Here is a 24,755-nt window from a genome sequence, read left to right as displayed (position 1 = left end):
ACCTTAAAAAACTAAATTAAAATGATATTTATTTCATTTCCGTTTACAATAGTTGATATTAGGAGTGATTTTGATGCAAAACTTACAAATATTAATTGTGGAAGATGATGAGGCATTAGCCAAGAGTATCGCTGGCTTCTTAGAACCACTTGGTCAAGTCAACATTGCAACCGACGGGTTGATTGGCCAACAGATGGGGGAAGACAATATCTATGACATTGCGATCTTAGATTTAATGCTCCCAGAAAAAAGCGGCTATGATATTTTAAAACAGTGGCGCAGCGTTGATCATCTCAACCTTCCCGTCTTAATCTTAACTGCAAAGGATACGATTGCCGATAAGGTGCAAGGATTCTCGAACGGGGCTGATGATTATCTAACAAAACCGTTTCATCGTGAAGAGTTACTACTACGGGTTAAAGCGTTATTAAAACGAGCTGGTCACCTAGGTGATAACAATCAATTATCAGTCGGCCCGTTTCACGTTGATTTAAGTAATCGCACAATTACGATCAACGACCAAGCCGTGCAATTGAATGGTAAGGAATATGATCTCCTCACCTACTTCCTTCAAAATCCAAATATTATTATAACTAAGGATCAAATTTTTGACCGTCTATGGGGATTTGACTCTGAAACCACCTTAACGGTTGTTGAAGTCTACATGAGCAATGTTCGCAAAAAAATTAAAGCGGTCCTAGGGGCCCAACCAATTAAAACAATCAGAAGCGTCGGCTACCTATTCGAAACGGAGGGGTAATCATGAAGCCCAATAATCCACAAAAACAGCAGCAATGGCGCCTATTCATTAAAGAATTAGTAGCGTTCGCCCTGCTCTTTTTAAGCCTAGGCTTAATTATTTACCTCTTCTTTAGTCAATCTATTTATCGCAATATCGACCATAGTTTAACGGTCCAAAAGCAACAACTAATGGTCCAAAACACAAATCAAAAGAAGCGAATGGCCCCTCCTAAGTTCCAAAACGGCCGTAATTTTTCCCAACCACCTTCGTTGAACAGTCCCTTTCGGACTAACGAAATTATCTTTAATAGCAAGGGAGAGATTGAAAACGCTGCTGCCTTAGGTAACCGAACCTACCAATTATTTAGCAAGGCGAAGTTAAACCCCGCTGCTTTAAACAAGATCCAGGATATGACTTTGACCTATAATGGTATTATCAGTCATTTTCGTTCATTACTAATCAAGGTACCTAACACCGCCCCTGACGAAAGAACTGCTGGTAAATACGTATTAATTCTAGAAAACGTCGATAGTGATTTACTAGCCATCAATAGTTTTAAAAATGCTTTGATCGGGACATTAATCCTATTTTGGCTATTAGCAATTGCAGTTGCGTTTCTACTATCTAAAGCAAGCATGAAACCAATCATTAAGTCATGGCAACGACAACGTGAATTTAGTTCTAACGCCGCCCATGAATTACGCACCCCATTGACGATCATTCAAAATCAGATGGAATCAATGCTTACCAAACCTAAGGCAACCATCCTTAGTGAGATTGATTCAGTCTCGACCACTTTAAATGAAACCCGCCATTTAAAAATTTTAACCGATCGTCTGTTAACACTCGCTCGTTCCGATTCAGACATTATCCAAATTCAAAAACAGTCAGTGGAACTCAAACCATGGTTTGAATCAATCCTGCCACCCTATCTAGAAATTGCGACCAGCCAAAATAAGGCTTTCACCCCCTGGATTGAAACCAACGCGACAGCCCAAATCGATCCTGATTTAATTCGTCAACTGGTAACGATTATTTTTGATAATGCATCTAAATATACCAAACCTGGTGATAGCATTGGCATCACCGTTTTAAACGATGAACGTCACTTTACCATTCGAATCAGCAATACCGGTGAACGGATCCCTGATAAGGATAAAAAGCGGATTTTTGAACGCTTCTATCGAACTGATAAGTCTCGTAATTCAGAAACAGGTGGTCATGGTCTCGGCCTAGCGATTGCTAAATGGATCGTAAGTGAACATCACGGTAAGATCATGGTCCGTGATCAACAGCCCAAGGGGACCGTCTTTGAAATTCAAATTCCATTAGAATAATAAAAAACTAGACCAAACTGGTCTAGTTTTTTATTGCTTTCAATTTGGTCTTCCAACAAGATGCTGCGGATGCAACCAGCAGTACGGACGATCAGAATCACCTGGGTGTCCTTATCGCTTGCCCAGTGCCAAGCTTATCGACCGTAGGACTAGAAACATCTTTATTTTTTAGTTAATGTAAGAAATTATTGAAAACAATTTATTTACAACTTAGGTTTCATATGCTAATATTTACATATGAATTAATTAACATATGAAGGAGCTTGAATATGATAAATGCAATTTTTACTGGAATTACAGCCTATATTTCCACTGGTGTTGACTACCTATTAATTTTAATGACCGTCCTCACGTTCTATTCAGAACCATCAGAAAGAATCAAGGTTTACCTGGGCGACCTAATCGGAACCATCTTTTTAATTAGCATCAGTTTACTCTTTTCACTCAGTTCACGCTTCCTTCCAGCAGAGTGGATGTTGGGATTATTAGGAATTATCCCAATTTTAATTGGACTTTATATTCTAATTCACCTGGATGGTGATAACGAGCAGGAACAGGTGACTAAACGCCTTTCCAAAAACAATCTGATCTTAAGTGTTATCATCATCACCATTACCACTTGTGGAGCTGACAACATTGGTATTTACGTCCCTATCTTTGCTCAAATTAGCCATTGGGGTGAACTAATAATAATCTTAATGACATTCTTCGTCATGCTTACCATCTTCTTTTTACTAGGGTTAGTATTTGTCAGACTGCCAGTTGTGGCAAGAATACTAGCTAAGTATGGCGATCTTTTCACGGCAGTTGTATACATTGGAATTGGTGGATTCATCCTAATTGAAGCTAACACGATCAACCATTTCATTGGGCTCATTATTTAAAAAAGCCAAATAAAAAACTGACTAACCCATTTGCTGCGCTAGTCAGTTTTTTAAATTTAAATTAGTTTTTGTCGCTTTGGTCACTATCTTGATCGTCCTTTGAACCAAATTTTTCCTTGGCTTTATCAACTTCGCCATCAACAAAGTCCTTAGCTTTGCCTAAGAAACCTTCTGCTTTCCCCTTGGCTTCGTCAACTTTATCGCCACTGACTTTGCCTTTGACTTCGTCAAATTTACCCTTTAATTTATCTTTTTCATTTTCTAAACTCATTGCAATTCCTCCTCAAATATTAATATGCCTTCATTATAATTCATTCTGATAAAAAGTAACGTAATATGCTCATGTGTTCAATCTTTTTTAAATGATTTATTCACTTTTAATATTTTTAAAAGATAACCACGCTGCAATTAATAGTAAGCCAAAAAGGATAACGGCAGAGATAACCATCCCAGAAAAAGTACTTAATAACCAGTTGCCAATAAATGGCAAACGGTTAATAATTCCTAAACCACAACTGCCAATTAAATAGATGACAAATGGTAACACCATCTTATTATTTTTAAACTTCATATAGATTGCAAAGATTATAATTGCAAATAGCGCGACTACAATAATTCCAATGATTCCATCTAACTTGAAACGAAGTGGTGTTTTTAAGAAAATTAACAATAAGAATCCAATTGATATTAATCCTGCTAATGCAATAAAGACAAGTATTCTACCAATCCGATTACTGAGTGCACCATAAACAGTTATTCCAACTGCCTTAATAATTACAAAAGTAAGGATCGTAAAATAGATTGTTGCAACTAATAGGTTTCCAAAATCAAACTGAATTTTGGGTGAAAGAATTTGTCCATCAATAAAAAAGAAAATTAAAATTGCCACACACATTCCAATAATTTTAGCCAATCCGATTGAATCAAAATGGGTTTGATTGATAATACCATCAGCTGCTTCCTTGGGTTGCGTGCCAAAATAGTCAGCAGCACTGATTCCATCTTTTTGGGCATCAATTATATCGTTTAAAATTGATAATAATTGTGATTCTATCACCCCCTCATTCCTAAATATCCCATTAATTCTTATGTATACCAGTAAATCATCATAATATTTTTTATTTTTTTCATTAAGCTGCTCCCGCAACTTATTGTTTTCTTCAACCATTTGTTCATTATTCATTGTCGTTTCGCTCCCTATCAATTAATTGATTAACCGCTGTTTCCAAGCGCAGCCACTCCCCAGTAAAATCTTCTTTAGCTTGCTTGCCAAGTGGCGTAATAAAGTAATACTTCCGATTCGGCCCATCCTCAGAATTTACCATTTTACTTTCGATCAACCCGTTTTTTCCCATTTTCATTAATAATGGATAAATGGTCCCCTTAGGAACTTCAGATAAACCATACTGATTCAGCTGCTTACTTAGTCCATAACCATATTCTGGCTGCTGATTCAAAATCATTAATACAATCCCTTGTAAAATACCCTTTAACATCTGACTAGATATATTTGTCTTCATTCTCATTCCTCTTCACTAGTTTGTTTAACATAATAGTAATATATATTATTTCAACTAGTTTGTAAAGCATACTAGTTGAAATAAAAAAACTTAGTCATAAACGACTAAGCTTTTTAACTAGTCAACACCCTTCAGTTCCCTTAGCATATCAATATTTTAACCTTTCAAGCCATTCAGAATATGCGGACGAATGAAAATTTAAATTCGCGAAAGATACTTTTATTTAAAATCTACTTCATTTTATCGCACCCTACCATTCTATTTTGGTAACGGGAACTGGAAATCGAATGGCGGCGATAGGTGGTCAGCTGCTTATCATTATAATTAGCAATATTTTTGCCATTAATGAGTATGTCGCCCTTAGTGTTCTTATCCAGACCGCAAAGAATGTTCAACAGCGTTGATTTCCTAGCACCAGAGGCCCCAACGTTAATCGTTAGTTCTCCCTAATCGATTGCAAATGAAATAGCATCATTATCCCTGGTTTCATTCTCATCAGTTCCATAGATTTTAATAACAAAGTCTCAAGATCATTAAAATAAAAAGCGCTCTGCGCTTCTTTAAATCAATATTAAAACAAGCGGTGCGCTTTTTTACAAGTTTCATCGATAACATCATACACCTGATTAAATTGTGATTCTAAGCGGCGCTTTGCATTCGCCACCATCCGCCGCTTAATAATTGGCGGTAGCGTCCACAGTACTATTCCAGGAACGCCAATAACCAGGGCTAGTGTTAACCCAGAATTTTGGTACGCTAGGTAACCGATGCCAACTAGGCAGGTCCCGAGGACGCCAATCAGCATTGCCATGATCGTGGCCGTTAGGACCTGCTTTACATGCAATTTTTTTAACTGGTCGATGCCGAATTCAAACTTGCTTTGCAGCCGCCTTAATTCAGCCTTATTGTTAATGTTTCGGTTTCGTTTCATCTTAATGAGCACTCGGTCGATCGAAGCCCGGTAAGCAGTTTGTTGAATGATCACCCAACCGAAGTTCGGGTAATCATCTAAGTAGCGGTCAAGCATCCGCCTGGGAACCACTACTTCGTGGTATTCATAGTTAACGTAGTCTTCGTTTGATTTCATTATCGTCCCTCCTGAGGCCCTTCATTAATTGGTCGTTGCGGTAACCAGACCGTAAAGATGCTTCCACTCCCCACCTTACTACTTACGGACACCGTCCCGTTCAACATGGTCACGATCTGTTTGACCATTGCCAAGCCGAGCCCGTTGCCTAACTTAGAGTGCGACGCATCCCCCTGGTAGAATTGGTCAAAAATGTGCTTGACCGTTTTTTGATCCATCCCAATTCCAGTGTCACTGATCGTTACCAAGACCCCGTTATCATCAACCGTTTGTTTCAACTTGATCCGCCCGTTTTGCGGGGTGAACTTAATCGCGTTATTTAAGAGGTTGTTCCAAACGATTGCCAGCAACTCTTGATCAGATTGAATTGGGTAGTCATTCAAAAGATCCACTTCGAACTGAATATTTTTGACTGACCACTGGGTTTCAAGATCCAATGAACAATCAACTAGTTGGCGAGTCAAATCAAACTCGGCGCATTTTTGGTTAATCGACTGGTTGACTAGCTTATTCAAACGCAACACGTTCGTTACTAGCGAAGAGAGATTGTCCGTTGCCTGCCCGATTGCTTGGGCCGCTCGCTGCCGTTGCGCTGCACTTAAATCATCGCGGCTCAACTGCTTGGAATAGCTTTGAATCACCGCCAGTGGTGCCTTAAACTCATGGGAGACGTTGCTGATGAAATCATTCTTCAGTGTCTCGGTCGAACCCAATTCAGCCACCATTTGATTAAAGTTTTCAAATAGTAGGTCGATATAATTATACTGACTCGGTCTGTGGACTGGTGCCAAGTAGACCGAAAAATCACCATCAGCAACCTTTTTAGCGGCGGTGCTTAATTTGTTAACTGGTTTTTCGTACTTCAGATACTTTCGAATGGTAATAAAGGTAACAAAAATGGCCGCCACCAATATCCAATAGAGTAGATACCACCCCACGTATTGATTATGAAAGACCTGTTCAATGTCTTTAGTATACAGGATTCCTGGAAGCCCCCCGACAACGGCGAACAATATTAAAGTTATTAGGTATTCCCACCATGAAAAGCGGTTGTGGTTCAATCGGCCCCGCGTGGTCCATTTTTTATGCTTAACCATTATTCATCACCACTTTATAACCTAGTCCGTGAATCGTTTTGATATGGAATTCACCGACCATCTTGACCTTGTCCCTAATTTTAGTAATGTAGACGTCGACCGACCTTAAACTACTGGATGAATCGATATCCCAGAATTCATCTAGTAGTTGGGATCGCGAAAATGCACGGTTCGGATACGAAAGTAGCTTATATAGGATGTCAAATTCACGCACCGTCATTGCGACCTCTTGACCCTGATAGGTCACCGAACGCGAATCCGCGTCCATTAGAAATCCACCCAACTGAACTTGTTGGCTCTGAGCAATGTGGGAACGCCTTAAAATCGCGTGAATGCGTAAAATCAGTTCGTCAATATCGATCGGTTTGACCATATAATCATCAATTCCGATTCGAAAGCCATCCTGCTTGGTCTTAAAATCATCCCGAGCGGTTACGAATAAAATCGGAATCTGCTCGTCGACTCCACGAATCGTCTGGGCAAATTCAACCCCGTCAACATCAGGCATCATTACGTCGGTAATAATTAAGTCAAAATTTTGATCATACATTGCATCATAGGCAGTCAAAGCATTCAAACAACCCACTGCAATAAATTGATTCTCCCGTAAATACTGACAAACGATTTGGTTGAAGTTTTCATCATCTTCAACCACTAATACTTTTAACATCTTGATTTTTCTCCTTGCATTTAAAAATTGACTCTCCAATTGGATTGAAGAGCCAATCGTTATTTAATCATGATCTCGTAATTTCAAAAAGGCTCTTTTAAAAAGGTAAAAGCCACAAATTGCAACTAACGCTAAAACAATGCTTCCCACCACGACTGGTACAATCATGATTCCCAGCAAAGTCGGTCCGTAGCTTAAGAGTTGATCGGCAGAAAGTGACCCTAAGCCACCGAACACCCCCGCAATCGGGTATAACATAAAACTACTCCGTGCACTGACTAATAAAAATAACCAGGCGACCCCAACTCCTAAAATCAATCCAATCAATCCAACTAAAAATTCCATTAAAATCGCTCCCTTAATTTATTAATTTACAAACAATAGATTAGCGGGAACTTATTGATGAAATGTTAATCAAATGTTGCTGAAATGTTAAAATCCATTTTTTCGATAAAAATGACTCCGCACTAAAATCACGACCCCAATTAGAAACAGGCATCCTCCAATACAAATGCCGAACAACCCAGTTGCAGAAGACGCACTGGGTGAATGCTTGAACGAAAGAATTGCATACTGGGTCATCACGATTGCAACCAAGCCATCGGCAATGCTAAGCGACTTTAAGAATAAGATAATCGGACTATTTAACTTGCGGGCCTTGAACCAACCAATCACTGATGAAATGAGTTTAATAAAGCCAACTAACGCAATTAGCTCCACCACGATTTCACTATACGACTCATTGTTAGCACGGGTATACATATAAGCAGAGATTGCAGCTAAGATCAGGCCCAAGCAGCTATATAGAACCCCACCCTCACGGAGGTAAAAAGTTTCCTTGGCCGCTCGTTGCACTCCCGATATTCTTTGGAGCCGAATCTGGGTGTAACGACGCAGAAAATACACCCTGGTCACAAATAAAACGAAGTAGTAGATGCCGAAGATAAAAAACCAAGTTGATAAATAAAAGATGCTCAGACCAATTTTAAAAATCGCGATCAAGGCATTTGTGATCGTGTTGAAGACGCTGAACAACGCAACTTGATCGGATTTAGTATTAACGTGGCGCTTTAAATTTAATTTTTCCAGTAGTTGATTAAACATTGAACTATCCTTTCAATTGATTATCACTATTATTAGTATAGCAAAATATCACTAAAAGGATAATTCAATTAAAAGCAAAGGCAATTAACTGTATTTTAATCTAGTGCTCACTTATAATTAACTTTAAAAATTGTAAAGAAGGAATCACGCCATGGCTAAAAAAATTTTATTAACCCCTACCATCGATCAATTCATCGATCAAAGAATCAAGGCCCACGGAATCGAACCAGTCGTGGTAGCCAGTCAAAAGCCAGCAGATATCTTATCTCAGGCTCAAGATGTCGATGCCATCATCTTAATGGCGAGGGAATTTCCAGACACCATGTTCGACCAAATGCCGAACCTAAAAATCATTGCGCGCCAGGGGGTCGGATATAACAACATTGATATCGACGTTGCTGCTGCCCATGGAATCTGGGTAACCAACGCACCAGGTGGTAATTCCAAGGCGGTCGCTGAAAACGTGATCAACGATATGCTAATTCTGTCTAAGGATTCCTACAATATTTCTAAAGAGATGCGCGAGGGGAACGACCGCTACGGACAACGCGAAATGGCAACCGAAATTAATCATAAAACTTTGGGAATAATCGGTTATGGCCACATCGGTCAAGATGTCGCTAAAATGGCAACGGGCTTCGATATGAATACCTTGATTTATAACCGGACACCGCGTGAATCACCATACGGCAAAATGGTCTCAATGGATGAGATTTTTAAGCAGGCCGACTACATCTCGTTGCACCTGCCCGCCACCAAGCAGACCATCAACACAGTCGCCAAACCACAGTTTGAAATGATGAAGCCATCCGCATACTTGTTGAACCTAGGCCGTGGTCCACTGGTCAACCAGGATGACTTAATTGCGGCGTTGAAAAACCATGAAATTGCTGGGGCGGCATTGGATGTCTATGATGAAGAACCACTACCGATGGATAGCCCACTGCGTGAATTGGATAATGTTTTCATTACTCCGCACTGTGCTGGCCACACCAAGGAAGCCTGGGAACAGATGGCTAACCATGCGTTGGATAATATTTTAAACGTGTTTGATGGCAAACAACCGCTCACTCCGGTAAACACCGTCAAGTAATGCATTAAAAAATGGTTCCTAACAACCGAAGTCCAACCTCCAGCTGCTAAGAACCATTTTTTAGGATGCAGTTTCCATTGTTAATTATTTTTTGATTCAACAACGAGTGCAATCACCATTCCAATGCCCCCACTTGCTATCCCGATCAAAAAGTAATCATCATTGAGCAACCCAAAGATGCCCATGCTCACCATTAAAATAACAATTGCCGCTAGCATTTTCTTACTAAACGGCCTGTTAGATTCAATTGATAGTGAATTATAAAACTTCCGAAGCCTAGCCAGGGCAAATACGACCGCCATTGAAATGATGATGATGATCAGCCTTAGTACGTGGCCGTTGTTGATTGGCCAGTATTGATTCCAAATCATTACGGCCGTAAAGAAGAAATCAATTAAGAGCAGCACCCATAAAATCGGTTTTAACGCCATTTTGACGTCTGCCTTCTTCAAATAATCACGCATCCCCGTATCTTCTTTTAATAACGTATCCAACGAAACGTGGTAATAATCACTCAATTTCACCAAACTATCAATATCTGGATAGCTCTTTTCATTTTCCCAACTGGAAACTGTTTGCCGCGTAATTGAAAATTGCTGCGCCACATCCGCTTGGGTTAACCCCATTGCGATGCGTTGCTTTTTCAGTCGTTCGCCAAATTTCATGCTGATTCCTCCTAAAGTCATTTCCTTATTAACGATATTATTACTAAAACTCAAATTGATAGCAAGCAAAGAATCATTGACATGTTGATATAACAGTCTTTATGGATGAAATTATTTTTTTAATTGATAAAAATTAATTTAGTATTTAGTTCGTAAAGAAAGGTTAATGTAGTATTTACTATTCAAATCAACTCAGTTATATTGATAATTATCAAACCATCAGTAATTCAAATAGAGGTGATTATCATGAGTAGAAAAAATTCATTTTCCTTTGGCGTTGCGGTAATCAGTTTAACGATGATTATCATTCCATTCACCATCATTTCATTATCAATTCAATCGACATTGTTCAATATTATGTTCTTTACCCTCTTTTTTACTGGTTCATTTTGCTACGGCAGATTCGTTTATGATAAGAGAAACAATAACATTTGGTTCCTTAGCTTGGCGGTACTATTTTGGATCGCATCCATTACGACTATTTTTTGATATTTTTGAATGAAATCCGTATAATTAAATTAAATTTTTGCTCAAAATAAAGTTAAAGGATCGGTATCAGACATGCAACCAATTTTATTTAAGGGCTACCAATTTGAATTTGAACCAGGGACCCCAGAATTCATGATCGACCAAAATAGTCTGGTTTTTTTCAAAACTCAAAACGAGGTCATGATTCATATTAGTGTTAAGGATGATCAATTAATTTTAAAGCCCCGTTATGGGGTCTCATTCCAAAAACTAGCAACCAAAAAGTATAAAATCATTAAAAATCAATAGGAGAAATGAATGGAGCAAGAAGTCTCGATTGGTAAGTTTAAAATTAAATTTGATTCACGCAGCGCAAACATTGTTAATAATAAAGACTTAAGCAAAATTATTTTTTTAGATCATCATTATGCAGATGTGATCTTAAAAGTTGAATTAGTGAACGAACAGCTAGCGTTTTCGATTCCCACAGAATCTGCGGTTGACGCCGAAGTGCAAATAATTGGAATGAACACCTTGCAATACCAAATCATCTTGAAGTAAAAGGGATAACAAATGAAAATAGCTCAAATTAACAATTATTTATTTAAATATAACGAAAAGCAAACCACCTGTTTTGCAGATTTCAATAATGAAAGAATTGCATTCATTCATAATTCAGAAACTCAATTAGTGATTGATATTATCGATGGCAAATTAACTTTTCATCCCGAAAAATTCATCAATATTTTTGAAGAAACTGAAAATCATTATCTAATTGAAATGCTAGATTAGTTATATGGAGAAAAGCAATGCAAAATGTAAAGATTAACAATCAAACTTTTTACTACCAAGATTCGATGGTTTACTTTTATGATCAGCAGGATAATACTCTCTTATTTATGCTTACCATCCCCACCGATGATACGATCACTGCTTATGATGACCCGCAATTAATCATTGAGTTTAGTGGTTCAGATGTCACTTTCACTCCACTTTGGAACATTGAAGTTAAGCAGTTAGGTCCAAATGAATACATTTTAGAAGAACCAGATGATTAATAATGAACTGTAAACTATTTTTTGAATGCAAATAAAAAACAGGACGTGGTCTAAAACCAGGTCCTGTTTTTTTTATTTTAGCTTCGCAAACACTTTTGAAAGTTCAGTTAGATATGATTTTGATAATTCCCAATCACGAGTAATAATCGCATATCTTTTTTTACTAGGTTTATCAGCAGCATAAACTTCCTTTTCTATTTTCTTATTACTAAAATCTTTAATAATTTTTGAATGAATTAATTGAAGCTTTTTATAATCCTTTTGATTAATTTTATTTTTAATTAATGGTAACGCCCCTCTATGTGCACCATCAACAGCATTTGACAAGCCAACTACCGCCTGACTTCTGCCAACAAAATCTTCCTTTGGTTTGGTACTTTTGTCGCCTTTAACATATTTATCCATCGTTTTATTAAGATTCTTTACTAATCCAGCAGCAGCCTGACTAAGGCCCTTAAAGGAATTAGGGTACTTTGGACTTAAACTAGACAAATTATCATTATTTTTAGGAACTTTAATTGTGTAATCATAAGCATCACTAAAAGTAGCAAGGTTGAGCTGAATTGCCTTATCATACTTTAAGGAAACTTTAGTAACTAAGGATTTACTACTTTGACTAGCAGCGTGAACGGTATTTGGATTAAACGAACTAATCATTTGGGCAGAAAAGCCACTTAATGCTGTCACAGCCAACAATACTGATAAATGCTTTTTAAATTTCATATGTATATCACTCCAAAATTAATTTTAATACATATTAAACTTATAATATAATTATAAAAAAGTCAATCAGAATTGCTTAAATTGTATTATAATTTCTAAAACCATATAATTATTATATTATATAATTATACTTACTTTTTAAGCCACCAATAATCAATTAGAAGGGATGTTTTTCATGGTTGAACTCAATCCGACCTTAAAGCCAATTACGACTCATTATGATGATAATAACCATCAATTGTTGATCATTGATGATCCCATTCAATTCGGTAAACAACACGTTTCGGGGATGCAAAAGAAAGGCACGCTTAAGTTTCCAGATGCCCCCACGCGAGAACCATTCTTAAAATTAGATGCTCTGACTCCGAACCAAAATGGGAGTTGGGAAGATCAATATGACTATAAATATTCAGCCGTCGCTGAGGCCATGGTTAGCTGCTTGGCACGTCACATTCAACCTGAACCTTATAACGGACGGTTCGTTGACTATCGTTATCAACCCGTTGCTAACGGTAAACAGGTGGAACACGGGACTCTTTCCAAAAACTTTCTCAAAAACGATTATGAATTTGAATTGAACTTAGGGATAAGAAATGATGAACAACATGGATTCGTTGATCAAAAATATTTTGCGAATGAAATTTATGATCAAGATGCCCAGACACGCTTGGATAATTTGACCAAACAGTTCGTTAAAATGGGAATGGATGAACCACTTGCAAAGCAGTTCTTAATTCAAGAGACTGGATTTGATATATTAACTGGCAATTCCGATCGGATCGGCAACCCCGGCAACTTTACAGTTATCCAAAACTTCAAAACTAACCAAACCATTCCGTTGAACATGGACTATGGTCGTTGTGCTAGATTACCCAGTTGGACGCCTGGCTTCGAAGCTAAATACAGTTTTGATGATGATCCAGAGTTTCATGAAATGCAAGTAAAATCTAACGTATCGGACATGATCCAACAAGAGACGTCGATGCTCAGTGGAACAGCTAAAACGATTGACGCACTGAGATTTGAAATTGAATTCTTAAATGACCATCACTTCAAACCATTTCAAATTGACATGGCAGCGGTTAATGCTGATCTAGCAGCTCTAAACGATCAAATTCAGTCTGAAGACGTACCATATAAAAACTTTGCTAAAATGAAGATCATTACTTTCAAACAAATGCTTCAACATCCCCAATTGAAAACCCTTTATCAAGATATATCTAACAGCCAATCATTTAAAAGAAGGGAATCTAAAAATGACTGATAACGTTGAACTCACTTTTTCAATCGGTGACTTACCATTCCTAATCTTAAAACTAAATTTAAAGAATCAAACATCCCAAGTAGTGTACCACACCGACAATCAAAACCTTATCCATGTTACTTTTCAAGAAAACGAATGGACATATCCAGGAATCCAATACCGCCTTCAATGGTGGTTCAATACTAAAAAGGCCCTTCCTGAAATGCTAGTAGATTTTCAACAATATGGATTTCACTTCGGTGGTCAAGCTAACATTCATTTAAAAATTAAGGAAATTGCATAAAATTAAGAAATGGATGCTCAAGGACGTTTCAAAACCCTTGAGTATCCATTTTTAACTAAATAAATATTTTGCGATAAATGTTATATTTATTGACTATTGGATATAAATAAACTCAAGTTACTAAACAGTTAGGATAAATCAAATGAAAAATACTAAAAATTCTAAAGCAATCACATATGCAATTGGCTCAGCATCACTATATGCATTGTACCCGCCAATCGCTAAGTTAATAATCCAAAACTGTCCACCAGCATATTTATCAGCATTTTTATACTTGGGAACTGGAATTGGCACACTCATTTTACTTTTAATTTTAAAGCCCACCAAGATGGACTTCGGATCTCGATTAATGATTTCTGATATTCCAAGTGTTATTGCAGTGATTGGATTTAACATTGCGGCTAGCATTTTGATGAATATTGGAGTGCAATTAACCTCTTCTTCCAATATCGCACTGCTTGGTAATTTTGAAATTGTTGCTACTGCAATAATTGCATTGCTATTTTTTAAAGAACAAATTAGTAAGCTCACTGCACTAGCAATTTTTATTATTACCATCGCTAGCATCATGTTAAGTATCAATGATGCGGCACACCTTAGTATATCGTTAGGATCAATTCTAGCAATCATTGCAACAATCTGTTGGGGATTAGAAAATAATTTTACCAAAGTGTTATCCGATCGAAACCCACTCCAAGTCGTAGTTGCTAAGGGGATGGGGGTAGGCATTGGGAGTCTCTTCTTTGTTCCAGTACTAAAGGAAAAAATCCCTAATCTAACCACCATTCTAATCGCCCTTTGCCTTGGTTTTATTGCATATGGGATTAGTATTATTTTATATATAATGGCCCAACGATACATTGGAGCTGCCAAAACTAGTGCATACTATGCGATTGCTCCATTTATATCAGTAGGAATTTCATTTCTATTATTCCAAGAAAACATTACTGCCAATTTTATTTTTGCTTTAATATTCATGATTATTGGTAGTATCCTACTTGCTCGAAATGATTAACTAACCTGTTTATGTCATAAGGGGCGTTTTATATTAATTATGACAGATTCAGTTATGATTTTATTTCGCTTTTGAGAACGTGGCGTTTAACTTAGTAAAATTAACCGTCCCCAGACCACTAGCCTGATTGTAAATTTTACCTGGTTGCCCAGTATAGTAAAGATTATTATCGTCAGTACTATTCAGCGGTGTGAACGGTGATGTCGCTGTCTTAGCAAACCGATAAATTTGCGGGTTCCAAAAACCCATCCGTTTATTTTGTGCACTATTAATCACCGCTGCCATTGCAGCCATTTGAGGAGTAACAACGCTCGTCCCATCCCCTGATGGATCATACTTACCGTCAATATAAATATTATAACCGGTTAAAACATCAGCATTTCCAGATATATCTGGCACGTTTCTGCCACTTGCATGCCCCGTTATTAACTGCGAGTTAGCATTTAATACCCCCTTGGTGATATCAATGTATTGTCTAGCGTTATAAGTCCCCACACCACTGATGCCAACTTGATAATCTGGTCGCTTAAAGTAGGCACTAAACCCACCCCCGCCACCAAGGAAAACATTGGCAAGATAGGTTGAATCAATTTTACTATCTGATGCATCATCAAGCACTTTTTCAATGGCTTGTCTTTCTTTGTCGGTCTTAGCCGCTGACAATAGATGTTGAAGAAGCTGTTCAGCAACAAATTTCCCGCCAAATAAATAACTCAAACTAGTCGTATTGCTCCAAGTTGATTCATGAGCTAATGAGACTGATCGATTCCCTGTAGTGGGCGTAAAACCGAATGCATCCGAAAATGAAACATTTTTAAATGGTAATGTCGTCCCACCAACTGCAGTAACGTACGGTGAAGAAGCAGGAAGAAAAACGCCCCGTTCTTTGCTGCCCATCGCAAATCCATAAGCACCATTATCACCCGCTGCGTTAAATACGGTAATTCCTTGAGCAGCGGCTTGCTTTAACAGCATTTCCAATAGGTCAGTTTCACCCTTAATTTTCCGACTACTATTTGCCAACTGGTTTTCTAACAGCCCAAAACTACTGGAAATCACGTCCACATTATCCTTAGCAATGGCTGTTGCATACGAAGTAAGAAAGTATCCTGAGTAATTATCGTTTCCTAAATAGACGTTGATATTTGCCTTGGGAGCAATGGCACTAGCTTGCTCAACGTCCATCGTTACTTCCATTCTATCGCCCTTATCTTTGGCCAGTTGCTTATTAACGTAGACTCTTTTGATCCGTTCATTGTCAGAATCAACCCTTTGTTTTTTGAGGTATGCGGAAACATCACTCATTTTAAAATTACTATCACTAATAATTCCAATCGTTTGCTTCTGACCATAACTCCCCTTTGCATATAATGAACCAGTATCATAAGCACGACCGAATTTCCTATAAGAACGATCACTGATGTTTGAATCCTTTATTTTATCCAACGTACTAAGCGTTTGCTTACTAGGATCAGTCTTATTATCGGTAATGGGGATCCTTAAACCGAGCTGATCGATGAACGTAACGTATTTACTAATTGATTGCTTTACCCTGGCAGTGCCAGAATCAATTTGATAATTATGCTTTTGATTCGTTGTTTGTCTTAACTTAAAATGAAAGGTTCGCTCCAGATCCTTCGTTTTTCCAGTAACCGTCATTAATAAATGCCCTGGATAGGTGTCTGCTTTCAAGTGATTCTTAGCCATGAACTTCTCAACCACAGCCACATTTCGATCAGACAAACCATACTTAAGCCCAAATTGTTGGGGGGTTAAATACTTGCGATAATTTTTACTTTTGGGATCTACGGTTTGGTAAATAAACCGATCCAGTTGTTGATTATTGTGATTTTTCAAGCCGATTGTTACCGTTTGTTCTTGATTGGGGTTCACATTTCGATAAATCGGATTAGCGTTACTAGCATTCACATTGATCCCATTTACACTATCGATAGTTAGGCCCACTAACAAGGTAAATAAAAATTTCAGCAAAGGGTGCCCATATTTAATCTTCATTATTCATTCCACCATTCATTAAAATTTTAATTCACCATCTTTTATAAAATCAGTTATCTCTGTCAAAGCGCGCTTAGCTTCTGGAATTGGGAATAAGATAAAGTCGTGATTCATTGCATGATAACTATTCGTAAAGACCGCCCAATGATTGATATCAGCTAAGTGCTGTAATTTCAGAGCATCAGGTGCCAAAATATCTGCAGTGCCAGTGATCGTTAGAATGGGCGGTAAATCAGCTAAACTTCCATAGATGGGACTAACTAATGGATCAGTAGTCCCAACCGATTTAGCATAGATACGACCGAGTCGCGTTAAGTTCGCTAGGTTCAACACTGGATCATAGGTTTGAACCGCAAGCATCTTGGGATTCGTATTCGAAACATCCAACCAGGGCGATAACAAAACGGCCCGCTCAGGTAGTGGCAAGCGTTGGTCGCGCAGTTGTTGCATTAATGATAACACCAAACCACCACCTGCAGAATCACCAACTAAAATGATTCGAGCTGATTCACTTTTATGAACCCGTTGATAAGTTCGCATCACCATCGCCACTGTATCAAGCGCATCATGAGCAGGTGCTTTCGGGTAAATGGGCATAATTACCCGACTTCCTAGTTGGTTTGCCAACTTATCAACTAATTGAAAGTGTTGCGGAAACGGTTGCCCAAAATAACCACCACCATGCAAATAAAAAACGACTTGGTTGGGATTACTAAGACGACTGGGATTGATCACCAAAACATCCCTAGCACCATTATAATTATGAACGTGGTAAGTCTTTTGAATTAACGTTGGTAGCAAATAAGGTTGCTTACTCTTCTGAAGTGCACGCTGATAATCAGCCGCCGTTTGAATCGATGGTACTGCGTGAATGAAGGGGAGAAAATGGCGAACTACTTGGGCCATAAAGCTCCGTGAATGATGCCGTGCAATTAACTCTTCAGCGGCCAAAGTGATTAAAGCGCTACTAGTTATGATTTTAATGTGCTTCAATTCGACCAGCTCCAATTATGTAGTGGGGATGCTGATTACAACATCCCCAATCAAGTTTACCTATATTTTAACCCACTTCGGAGTTTTTTGAACCAACCAAGATCATCGGTTTGCAATATTCTGACAAGCAATGAATCATTGCATGGCTGTTCATCAGCATTTTATTCTTGATTATCACGATCAATTTTTCGTTTTTGAAGCCAATAAATGGAAAGAGAGACAGATATTGAAGTAACTAGCATGCTTAAATTGCTCCTTAGATCCCAAATTAAGCTGAAAATGGACTGATGGTTATATGGATCAAAAATAACCATTAAAATAAATGTCGTCCGCCCCACTAAGAAAAATAAAATCGTTGACAAGATTATCCGACGTTTTGCTTTTTGGATTAAATGCCGATATTCATCGTTGCTATCCACTTCGACCAGATCTAACCTTAACTTGGATACTTGGCGGGCCGTATGCATACAAATTCCCAAGAATACTAAAAAGTTAGTAATTAGAATTATCCATAATAGCACTTTCGCATCAAACGTAAAAATCAATAAACTAGTGATGAATGTTTCAAGGCTTAGGTAGCTAAATAAAAACAAAAATGACCGATTACCGATTTTATTAATTGCACTTTCCCGATACTCATCGAGCGGCCCCTGAATCCCGTAAAATTGTTTTAAAAATCGCATGTACAGTGACTCCTTATTTTGCTTCATCCTTATTTTCCTCCCAAAATAAACTATTCAGATCAGTCTGCAACGCCCTGGCAATGTGAATACATAGCTTCAAGGACGGGTTGTACTGCCCCTTTTCGATCAAACTCAGCGTCTGCCGTGAGATCCCCACCATTTTGGCCAATTCATTTTGCTGGAGCCCCCTGGTCATTCGCGTTATTTTTACCCTATTATCCATTTCAATTACTCCATTCAGGTAACATATATATTCCTTTATGTAATTTATATATTACATTAAAAAATTAATATGTCAATTCTAAAATTATTTTGAATATCAATACCCACTATTTAATAAACCCATTGATCAATAATATTCGTTTTAAATTCACTAAGGTGGCGTGCAGTTCTTCTCCACTTTCTAAAGAGGTTAACGAGACCCGCAAAAAGGCCGTCTTTTCTTCTGACCCCACCAAAAATTTATCAGAATGGAACAGTCGAATACCACTTTTCAGGAATGTCTCTTCCATCTGCTTGCCAGAAAACGCCCGATCAACTTTAATGATCCTAAAGAAACGGTAGTCATTGGCAACTTTTGGAATTGCGAACACTTCATCAAAAATTGTATTGGCTTTCACAACCGCATCCAGTTTGCGTTGCATAATTTTACCAGCGACCCCGTTTTGTAACGCCCGAGTCACAATTTCAACATCCAAAGCAGACGTCTTCACATTGATGTTGAAGATCGCATTTTCAAGCGGTTGCTTAAATTGATTGGCCATTCGGATAAAGCCGACCCGTAATCCTGAAACTAGCGATTTGGACATGCTGCAGATGTAAACACTTTGGTTTGGGACGAGGTTACTTAGCTTCGTCAACGGTTTGGTTCGGTATAAATTTAAAAAGTTTAGGTAATCATCTTCAATCAAAATGAGTCCTTGCGCTGCAATTACGTGTGCCAATTCGCCCCGCCGTTGTTCAGAAATCGTAATCGTGGTCGGGTTACTGTAATCAGGCATTAAATAAACACCACTAATATTTTTATTGCGACATTGTTGGGCTAATGACTGGGCGGACATCCCCGCTTCATCCCCATTAATTGGGATCAACTCGATTCCCCGCATCCGAGCGAGCTCAATTAGGTTCGCATAGGTGAATTGATCCACCGCAATCTTATCGCCACTATTAAAGAGGCTCATTAAAATTACGGTTAGACCGTTTTGCCCACCCGAAATAACCATCGTATTTTGCTTATTAACCGTCATCCCAACTTGATCCAGATAGTGGCTGGCAATCAACCGATGCTTTAATATCCCCGTCGGTTCCTCATAGTTCAATAAATCAATTAAGTTGCTCTGATTGGCGACTTCCTCAATTGTTGATTTTAAAAGGCCGTTGTTGTTCTCAAAGGAGGCGTTAAAGCCTAATTCCTTGATGTTTTGCGCATCGTTTCTTGAAATGGTTTGCAGGCCACGCACATTTTTAGCCACATAGGTACCACGGCCCACCATTCCATAAGTCAACCCTAACTGTTGGCTCAACTTATAGGCCCTGGTCACCGTTGCAAAGCCAATGTCTAAAAAGTCTGCTAATTCACGTTGCGGTGGCAGCTTAGTATCTGGTAGTAGGGTTTCGTTATCAATGGCTTGTTGCATCTGGATAACTAGCGATTGATAGTAGGGCCGTTTCAATTGCGCACGGTCGGGACGCCAACTGAGCGGGTAATCAGTAAAAATATTGATCGACATGTCGTTCGCTTCTTTCGATTAAAATTGTAATGAGTACAATTATAGCATTGATTGTACTCACTTATGTTCTTATAATCGGATATAAACATAATTAAGGACGTGATTAGCTTGAAAAATCAATCATTTCAATTTGCGTTTCAAAAAACGATCCCGATCATGGCGGGATTTATCTTTTTGGGCGCTACATACGGAATTTACATGCACCAAAGCGGCTTCAATTTTCTATACCCAACGTTAATGGCTGCCACTATTTTCGGTGGCTCAGTTGAATTTGTGATTGCCAACCTACTATTGGGCAAATTCAACCCCTGGTTAGTGTTCTTTTTAACGTTCATCATCAATTCGCGCCACCTGTTCTATGCGATCTCAATGTTACAAAAGTACCGCGGGACCGGTCGTAAACAGATTTTCATGGTCTTTGGAATGTGTGATGAAACCTTTGCCATCAACTATGCGACTAAGGTCCCAGAAAATATTGACCATAAGGAATTTATGTTCTACGTCACCCTCCTAGACTATGCGTACTGGGTCTTTGGTGCCTTTTTAGGGGGCGTCTTAGGTGGCTTGATCACCATTAAGCTGCCCGGATTAGACTTTGTGATGACTGCATTATTCTTGGTCCTATTTGCTAATCAATTCATGAACGAAAAGAGTCATTTTAGTACCATTACTGGACTGGTCGTCACCTTTTTCGCACTATTTATCTTCGGATCCCAATGGTTCTTATTGGTTAGCTTAATTGTAATGGTGTCTATCTTACAGGTGAAGTACAAACGGGAGGTGGCAAAATGAGCTTAACTGAACAAATTTTAACAATCGCGATTGCCTCAATCACCACAATGGCGACGCGGTTCGTGCCGTTCTTCGTCTTTCCCGAAAATAAACCGACCCCTAAGTTCGTAAAGTACCTGGGTGATTATTTGCCTCCAGCCATTTTGGGAATCTTAGTGATTTATTGTTATAAGGATCAAATTATAAATGTTAACCAAGAGACGCTCTTTGGCATCATTGCTGGGGCGGTCACGCTGGGGCTGCACTTTTGGAAGAAGAACATGATGATTTCAATCTTAGCGGGAACGGCAACCTATATTGTATTGGTCAACTTTGTGCATTTTTAAAATCATCAGATCAATCGCCCCGTCAATTCAATTTAATATGCAATTTTGAACTAACTCCCCTATAATTAAAACTGCTAGGGGAGTTTTTTGACTGAGACCATTTTTGGAACCCTTCGAACCTGTGAGACAATGCTCGCGTAGGGAAGCGAAAACCAAAGTGTCGATTGAACTCACCAAGTATTAAATTCTTGGAGGTTTTATAAAATGCACAAAGCAATTTTTGACGGCTATGCAACTAAATACGATCAATGGTTCATGGCTAATCAACAGGTCTTTTTAAGTGAATTAAAGTTATTGAAGGCCACCTTAACGGGGGCATCCACCGAACGCGTCCTTTCGATCGGCTGTGGGAGCGGGTTGTTTGAAGATGCCCTCCATCGCCACTACTCGTTGCCACTCTTTGATGGGATTGAACCATCCACAGACATGGCAGCAATCGCAAAAAAACGGGGACTAAACGTTACGATCAGTACCGCCGAAGCCGTCGAGCTACCAGCGGATACTTATGATGTGATCTATTTCAACGGCAGTTCGAGCTATATTAAGGACCTCAAGTTCGCCTATCAACACTGCCTTAAAGCTTTAAAACCAGGCGGACGCTTTATTTCACTTGACATCCCGTTAGAAAGTGCATACGGAATGCTTTATCACATCGCGTCAAGCGAAGGCAGCTACGATTCAAAATACCTGCGTGCGATTGCACCAGCACACCCCTACCCCGTTGAACTGACTGGTTCATTTTATTCATGGACCGCACGGGATAAAAAGGCACTGTTTGAAAACGAGTTGCAATTAATAAACGTTAATACCCAACAGACCCTCCTTGCCAATCCACTCTACACTAACGATTTCGTTGAAGAACCCGTTGCGGGTTTTAGAAGTGGCGGTTACGTAGCAATCATGGGTCAAAAGCAATAATCAAAGGCATTTATTGATTTTTTCATAAATTAAACTCCCAATCTAAATTTATTGATTATCATTCTGTTAGAATATAATTATTAATTATACAAGGAGTATTAATTTGGGTGCTTTAATTGATTTTATTTTAAATATTGATCAACACATTATCAATATTGTTAACACATTTGGTAACTGGACTTATCTCATTTTATTCATAGTGATCCTATTGGAAACTGGGGCGGTAATTATGCCGTTCTTGCCGGGAGATTCATTACTGTTCGCAGCTGCCGCGCTATCTGCTAACGCTAGTTATTCGTTGAACATCTGGATTTTTATCGCAATCTTCCTAATCGCCGCCATTGTTGGTGATTCGATCAACTTCTGGGTCGGTGAGAAGGTCGGCTTAAAATTACTGGACCACAAGTGGGTTCAAAAAGTCATCAAGCCCAGCCACCTTGATAGTACGCGCCAATTCTTTGATCAACACGGTGCAGCGGCGGTCTTTTTAGCACGCTTCATCCCAATCTTACGGACGCTGGTGCCTTTCATTGCGGCCACCGGGAAGATGAATTACAAAAAGTTCATTTTTTACAACGTGACTTCCGGATTCGCCTGGGTATTGCTCTGTTGTGGGGCTGGTTACTTCTTTGGTAACATTCCGTTCATTCAAGAGCACTTCTCGGCAGTCGTATTGGGGATCATCGTGGTTTCATTAATCCCAGCATTAATTGGCTTGATTCGCCAAAAAGTAAAGAAATAACATTCAGAAAAGCGGTCCCCTTAAGCAAGTAGTAAGGGGGCCGCTTTTAATTGTAGTCAACAGTTGTCTAGCATATAATGATAATTAAGATATTAACTGGGGGCTTTAAAAAATGATCACTAAAATCAACCAAACTATTAAGGCGCAACTAAAGCGCATCATGTCAATTTGGCTTACCAGTAACTTGGCAGCAAACGCCTTTGTCGGCAGTGATTACTGGATGAATCGTTACAGTCCGATTAGAAAACAACTTTTGGCAGCCACCGTTTACGTTGCTATTAAGGATGAGCAGATCATTGGAGGCGCAGCAATTTTAGATGACCAGCTGATCGGTCCATTCGTTGATCAAAATTTTCGCCAACAAGACATTGCTACCCAGTTACTAAATCAATGTAAAGCTGAAGTTGCCCAGATTAGTACCTCAGTGTACCTAAATAACCCCACTGCCATTATGTTCTATGAACAAAACGATTTCGTGATCAAGGGGCAGTTCATTGAAGAAGCCACCAACGAAGTAAGGTATCAAATGAAATGGCATAAAGACTAAAAGCGCTACGACATAAAAGACTTACTGAGACTAATGATAATAATTTTCCATAATTCATGATTAACCACTTCAATTATGTTTTTAAAAATCACTTTAAAGATTTATTGTTTTAATGAAGCGTTTACATACGGTTGGGGGTAGAAAAATCTTTTTTAATTTAATTCCTAAATATAATTATGATATACTATAATATATCAAATGTTTATATTGGAAAGGATAATATTCTTATGTCATCAGTTAATATTCCAGGTCAATGGGACTTGTACTCATTTACTGGTTTACCAGATATATATCATTGGAAACCAGGGATAGAGGCTAACAATAGATGGTCGATCGCATATAAGGAATATAAACGTAAAAGCAGTTCTTATCATGCGACTTCTGTAGCGTTTTCAATCATTGGTATTTTTTTAGTAGCTTCATCTAGTTTACTTACTGCTTTTGCGGGAATACTGTTATTTATAGCTTCCTTTCTTTTGAGTAGACGTGGACCATTTTTTAATGCAGCGCTTGATAAGAACAGTCGCGCTCAAAATCATTTTACAAACGTTAGTTACCAGCACACAGATACTTTTATTCAACCATTAGTTAATTATTTTAACTTAGGACCATGGAGAAGTTTCAGAGTTAAAAGAGAATGTATTATCTATAATCAAGATATAGTTATATATTTCGATGCTGATAATTCACTACTAGTTGTCTATAATAGAGACTGCATAAAAGAAGTAAGTCGGGAAAGAGTACATACCGGTTCCCATTCTACTGGTTCATCCAATTCATTTGGTGTTGCTTACGCTAATGGAAATACTGGTAATGCTGTTGGAACAGCATATACTAATAGTGAAATAAATAGCACAGATAACTATGAATGGCATTTTGACCTTTTAACCAACTTTATGAATCATCCTAGAGTTTCTTTTGTATTGCCAGATTCACCACAAGCAGAAAACTTTGTTAAAGAAGCTTGTGGGATCCTACAAAAATAAGAATGTTTTTAT

34 protein-coding genes are annotated in these 24,755 nt (G+C 38.4%); 18 read left to right on the top strand and 16 right to left on the bottom strand.

Annotated features, from left to right (window positions below; all coding sequences use genetic code 11):
* Positions 1-73: 73 nt before the first annotated feature.
* The 3 genes from ACSYTE_RS07185 (at position 74) to ACSYTE_RS07175 (ending at position 2,963) form a co-directional block, all read left to right on the top strand.
* The gene (locus tag ACSYTE_RS07185; protein WP_491717380.1) at positions 74-760 is read left to right on the top strand and encodes a response regulator transcription factor; all 687 of its coding nucleotides are present in this window, start codon (positions 74-76) and stop codon (positions 758-760) included.
* A gap of 2 nt (positions 761-762) precedes the next feature.
* Positions 763-2,079 (top strand): sensor histidine kinase, encoded by a 1,317-nt coding sequence (locus tag ACSYTE_RS07180; protein ID WP_491717379.1) that lies wholly within the window; start codon positions 763-765, stop codon positions 2,077-2,079.
* Between the two features lie 269 nt (positions 2,080-2,348).
* Positions 2,349-2,963: a cadmium resistance transporter gene (locus ACSYTE_RS07175; protein WP_491717378.1), complete on the top strand. Its 615-nt coding sequence runs from the start codon at positions 2,349-2,351 to the stop codon at positions 2,961-2,963.
* Positions 2,964-3,024: 61 nt separating this feature from the next.
* Here the strand turns inward: ACSYTE_RS07175 and ACSYTE_RS07170 are convergent, their stop codons facing one another.
* From ACSYTE_RS07170 to ACSYTE_RS07130, 9 genes are all read right to left on the bottom strand, one after another.
* A complete protein-coding gene (locus tag ACSYTE_RS07170; RefSeq protein WP_491717377.1) occupies positions 3,025-3,234 on the bottom strand; it encodes a CsbD family protein in 210 nt (69 codons plus the stop codon).
* Between the two features lie 96 nt (positions 3,235-3,330).
* On the bottom strand, positions 3,331-4,146 hold the full coding sequence (locus ACSYTE_RS07165) for a DUF1129 domain-containing protein (protein ID WP_491717376.1): 816 nt from the start codon (positions 4,144-4,146) through the stop codon (positions 3,331-3,333).
* Complete coding sequence (locus ACSYTE_RS07160; protein WP_491717375.1) at positions 4,139-4,483, bottom strand: PadR family transcriptional regulator; 345 nt, start codon at positions 4,481-4,483, stop codon at positions 4,139-4,141. Before ACSYTE_RS07160 ends, ACSYTE_RS07165 begins: the two co-directional genes overlap by 8 nt.
* Positions 4,484-4,713: 230 nt before the next feature.
* On the bottom strand, positions 4,714-4,917 hold the full coding sequence (locus ACSYTE_RS07155) for an ATP-binding cassette domain-containing protein (protein WP_491717668.1): 204 nt from the start codon (positions 4,915-4,917) through the stop codon (positions 4,714-4,716).
* A 137-nt stretch (positions 4,918-5,054) separates the two neighbouring features.
* On the bottom strand, positions 5,055-5,570 hold the full coding sequence (locus ACSYTE_RS07150; RefSeq protein WP_491717374.1) for a hypothetical protein: 516 nt from the start codon (positions 5,568-5,570) through the stop codon (positions 5,055-5,057).
* Positions 5,570-6,667: an ATP-binding protein gene (locus ACSYTE_RS07145; RefSeq protein ID WP_491717373.1), complete on the bottom strand. Its 1,098-nt coding sequence runs from the start codon at positions 6,665-6,667 to the stop codon at positions 5,570-5,572. Before ACSYTE_RS07145 ends, ACSYTE_RS07150 begins: the two co-directional genes overlap by 1 nt.
* Positions 6,660-7,337 (bottom strand): response regulator transcription factor, encoded by a 678-nt coding sequence (locus tag ACSYTE_RS07140; protein WP_491717372.1) that lies wholly within the window; start codon positions 7,335-7,337, stop codon positions 6,660-6,662. Before ACSYTE_RS07140 ends, ACSYTE_RS07145 begins: the two co-directional genes overlap by 8 nt.
* A 63-nt stretch (positions 7,338-7,400) precedes the next feature.
* A complete protein-coding gene (locus ACSYTE_RS07135; protein WP_491717371.1) occupies positions 7,401-7,682 on the bottom strand; it encodes a hypothetical protein in 282 nt (93 codons plus the stop codon).
* Between the two features lie 87 nt (positions 7,683-7,769).
* Positions 7,770-8,441, bottom strand: coding sequence for a hypothetical protein (locus tag ACSYTE_RS07130; RefSeq protein WP_491717370.1), 672 nt, complete (start codon positions 8,439-8,441; stop codon positions 7,770-7,772).
* Positions 8,442-8,592: 151 nt separating this feature from the next.
* Between ACSYTE_RS07130 and ACSYTE_RS07125 the strand changes: the two genes are divergently transcribed.
* Entirely contained in the window at positions 8,593-9,534 is a 942-nt protein-coding gene (locus ACSYTE_RS07125; protein ID WP_491717369.1) for a phosphoglycerate dehydrogenase, read from the top strand.
* Between the two features lie 80 nt (positions 9,535-9,614).
* On the opposite strand, the gene ACSYTE_RS07120 is transcribed toward ACSYTE_RS07125, so the two are convergent.
* Entirely contained in the window at positions 9,615-10,199 is a 585-nt protein-coding gene (locus ACSYTE_RS07120; protein ID WP_491717368.1) for a helix-turn-helix domain-containing protein, read from the bottom strand.
* A 246-nt stretch (positions 10,200-10,445) separates the two neighbouring features.
* On the opposite strand from ACSYTE_RS07120, the gene ACSYTE_RS07115 reads away from it, so the two are divergent.
* From ACSYTE_RS07115 to ACSYTE_RS07095, 5 genes are all read left to right on the top strand, one after another.
* On the top strand, positions 10,446-10,688 hold the full coding sequence (locus tag ACSYTE_RS07115; protein ID WP_491717367.1) for a hypothetical protein: 243 nt from the start codon (positions 10,446-10,448) through the stop codon (positions 10,686-10,688).
* 72 nt (positions 10,689-10,760) lie between these two features.
* Positions 10,761-10,976 (top strand): hypothetical protein, encoded by a 216-nt coding sequence (locus tag ACSYTE_RS07110; protein ID WP_491717366.1) that lies wholly within the window; start codon positions 10,761-10,763, stop codon positions 10,974-10,976.
* 9 nt (positions 10,977-10,985) lie between these two features.
* The gene (locus ACSYTE_RS07105; RefSeq protein ID WP_491717365.1) at positions 10,986-11,228 is read left to right on the top strand and encodes a hypothetical protein; all 243 of its coding nucleotides are present in this window, start codon (positions 10,986-10,988) and stop codon (positions 11,226-11,228) included.
* A gap of 12 nt (positions 11,229-11,240) precedes the next feature.
* Positions 11,241-11,459, top strand: a complete 219-nt coding sequence (locus tag ACSYTE_RS07100; protein WP_491717364.1) for a hypothetical protein — start codon at positions 11,241-11,243, stop codon at positions 11,457-11,459.
* Between the two features lie 17 nt (positions 11,460-11,476).
* Positions 11,477-11,725 carry a hypothetical protein gene (locus ACSYTE_RS07095; protein WP_491717363.1) on the top strand — a complete coding sequence of 83 codons (249 nt, stop codon included), beginning with the start codon at positions 11,477-11,479 and terminating at the stop codon, positions 11,723-11,725.
* 72 nt (positions 11,726-11,797) lie between these two features.
* Here the strand turns inward: ACSYTE_RS07095 and ACSYTE_RS07090 are convergent, their stop codons facing one another.
* On the bottom strand, positions 11,798-12,448 hold the full coding sequence (locus tag ACSYTE_RS07090) for a hypothetical protein (RefSeq protein ID WP_491717362.1): 651 nt from the start codon (positions 12,446-12,448) through the stop codon (positions 11,798-11,800).
* A gap of 166 nt (positions 12,449-12,614) precedes the next feature.
* On the opposite strand from ACSYTE_RS07090, the gene ACSYTE_RS07085 reads away from it, so the two are divergent.
* The 3 genes from ACSYTE_RS07085 (at position 12,615) to ACSYTE_RS07075 (ending at position 15,010) form a co-directional block, all read left to right on the top strand.
* A complete protein-coding gene (locus ACSYTE_RS07085) occupies positions 12,615-13,712 on the top strand; it encodes a hypothetical protein (protein ID WP_491717361.1) in 1,098 nt (365 codons plus the stop codon).
* On the top strand, positions 13,705-13,995 hold the full coding sequence (locus tag ACSYTE_RS07080; RefSeq protein WP_491717360.1) for a hypothetical protein: 291 nt from the start codon (positions 13,705-13,707) through the stop codon (positions 13,993-13,995). The genes ACSYTE_RS07085 and ACSYTE_RS07080 overlap by 8 nt, the downstream gene beginning before the upstream one ends.
* A 142-nt stretch (positions 13,996-14,137) precedes the next feature.
* Positions 14,138-15,010: a DMT family transporter gene (locus tag ACSYTE_RS07075; RefSeq protein ID WP_491717359.1), complete on the top strand. Its 873-nt coding sequence runs from the start codon at positions 14,138-14,140 to the stop codon at positions 15,008-15,010.
* A 60-nt stretch (positions 15,011-15,070) separates the two neighbouring features.
* On the opposite strand, the gene ACSYTE_RS07070 is transcribed toward ACSYTE_RS07075, so the two are convergent.
* The 5 genes from ACSYTE_RS07070 to ACSYTE_RS07050 all read right to left on the bottom strand — a co-directional run bounded on the left by ACSYTE_RS07070 (position 15,071) and on the right by ACSYTE_RS07050 (position 20,432).
* Positions 15,071-17,026, bottom strand: coding sequence for a S53 family peptidase (locus ACSYTE_RS07070; RefSeq protein ID WP_491717358.1), 1,956 nt, complete (start codon positions 17,024-17,026; stop codon positions 15,071-15,073).
* An 18-nt stretch (positions 17,027-17,044) separates the two neighbouring features.
* Complete coding sequence (locus ACSYTE_RS07065; RefSeq protein WP_491717357.1) at positions 17,045-18,019, bottom strand: alpha/beta hydrolase fold domain-containing protein; 975 nt, start codon at positions 18,017-18,019, stop codon at positions 17,045-17,047.
* A 161-nt stretch (positions 18,020-18,180) separates the two neighbouring features.
* Complete coding sequence (locus ACSYTE_RS07060; RefSeq protein WP_491717356.1) at positions 18,181-18,729, bottom strand: DUF3278 domain-containing protein; 549 nt, start codon at positions 18,727-18,729, stop codon at positions 18,181-18,183.
* Positions 18,716-18,925, bottom strand: a complete 210-nt coding sequence (locus tag ACSYTE_RS07055; protein ID WP_491717355.1) for a helix-turn-helix transcriptional regulator — start codon at positions 18,923-18,925, stop codon at positions 18,716-18,718. Before ACSYTE_RS07055 ends, ACSYTE_RS07060 begins: the two co-directional genes overlap by 14 nt.
* A gap of 106 nt (positions 18,926-19,031) precedes the next feature.
* The gene (locus ACSYTE_RS07050) at positions 19,032-20,432 is read right to left on the bottom strand and encodes an aminotransferase-like domain-containing protein (RefSeq protein ID WP_491717354.1); all 1,401 of its coding nucleotides are present in this window, start codon (positions 20,430-20,432) and stop codon (positions 19,032-19,034) included.
* 99 nt (positions 20,433-20,531) lie between these two features.
* Here ACSYTE_RS07050 and ACSYTE_RS07045 point away from each other — a divergent pair, with 99 nt between their 5' ends.
* From ACSYTE_RS07045 to ACSYTE_RS07020, 6 genes are all read left to right on the top strand, one after another.
* Positions 20,532-21,224 carry an AzlC family ABC transporter permease gene (locus ACSYTE_RS07045; protein ID WP_491717353.1) on the top strand — a complete coding sequence of 231 codons (693 nt, stop codon included), beginning with the start codon at positions 20,532-20,534 and terminating at the stop codon, positions 21,222-21,224.
* Complete coding sequence (locus tag ACSYTE_RS07040; protein WP_491717352.1) at positions 21,221-21,550, top strand: branched-chain amino acid transporter permease; 330 nt, start codon at positions 21,221-21,223, stop codon at positions 21,548-21,550. The genes ACSYTE_RS07045 and ACSYTE_RS07040 overlap by 4 nt, the downstream gene beginning before the upstream one ends.
* A 204-nt stretch (positions 21,551-21,754) precedes the next feature.
* Positions 21,755-22,468, top strand: a complete 714-nt coding sequence (locus ACSYTE_RS07035; RefSeq protein ID WP_491717351.1) for a class I SAM-dependent DNA methyltransferase — start codon at positions 21,755-21,757, stop codon at positions 22,466-22,468.
* A gap of 103 nt (positions 22,469-22,571) precedes the next feature.
* Complete coding sequence (locus ACSYTE_RS07030; protein ID WP_491717350.1) at positions 22,572-23,210, top strand: VTT domain-containing protein; 639 nt, start codon at positions 22,572-22,574, stop codon at positions 23,208-23,210.
* A 112-nt stretch (positions 23,211-23,322) separates the two neighbouring features.
* Entirely contained in the window at positions 23,323-23,757 is a 435-nt protein-coding gene (locus tag ACSYTE_RS07025; protein ID WP_491717349.1) for a GNAT family N-acetyltransferase, read from the top strand.
* Positions 23,758-23,984: 227 nt separating this feature from the next.
* Positions 23,985-24,743 carry a hypothetical protein gene (locus ACSYTE_RS07020; RefSeq protein WP_491717348.1) on the top strand — a complete coding sequence of 253 codons (759 nt, stop codon included), beginning with the start codon at positions 23,985-23,987 and terminating at the stop codon, positions 24,741-24,743.
* The last annotated feature ends 12 nt before the right edge of the window (positions 24,744-24,755 follow it).

Source organism: Nicoliella sp. ESL1120, from assembly GCF_058508515.1.
The sequence above is the reverse complement of the archived record's forward strand: the minus strand, read 5'-3'. Positions and strand labels throughout refer to the sequence as shown.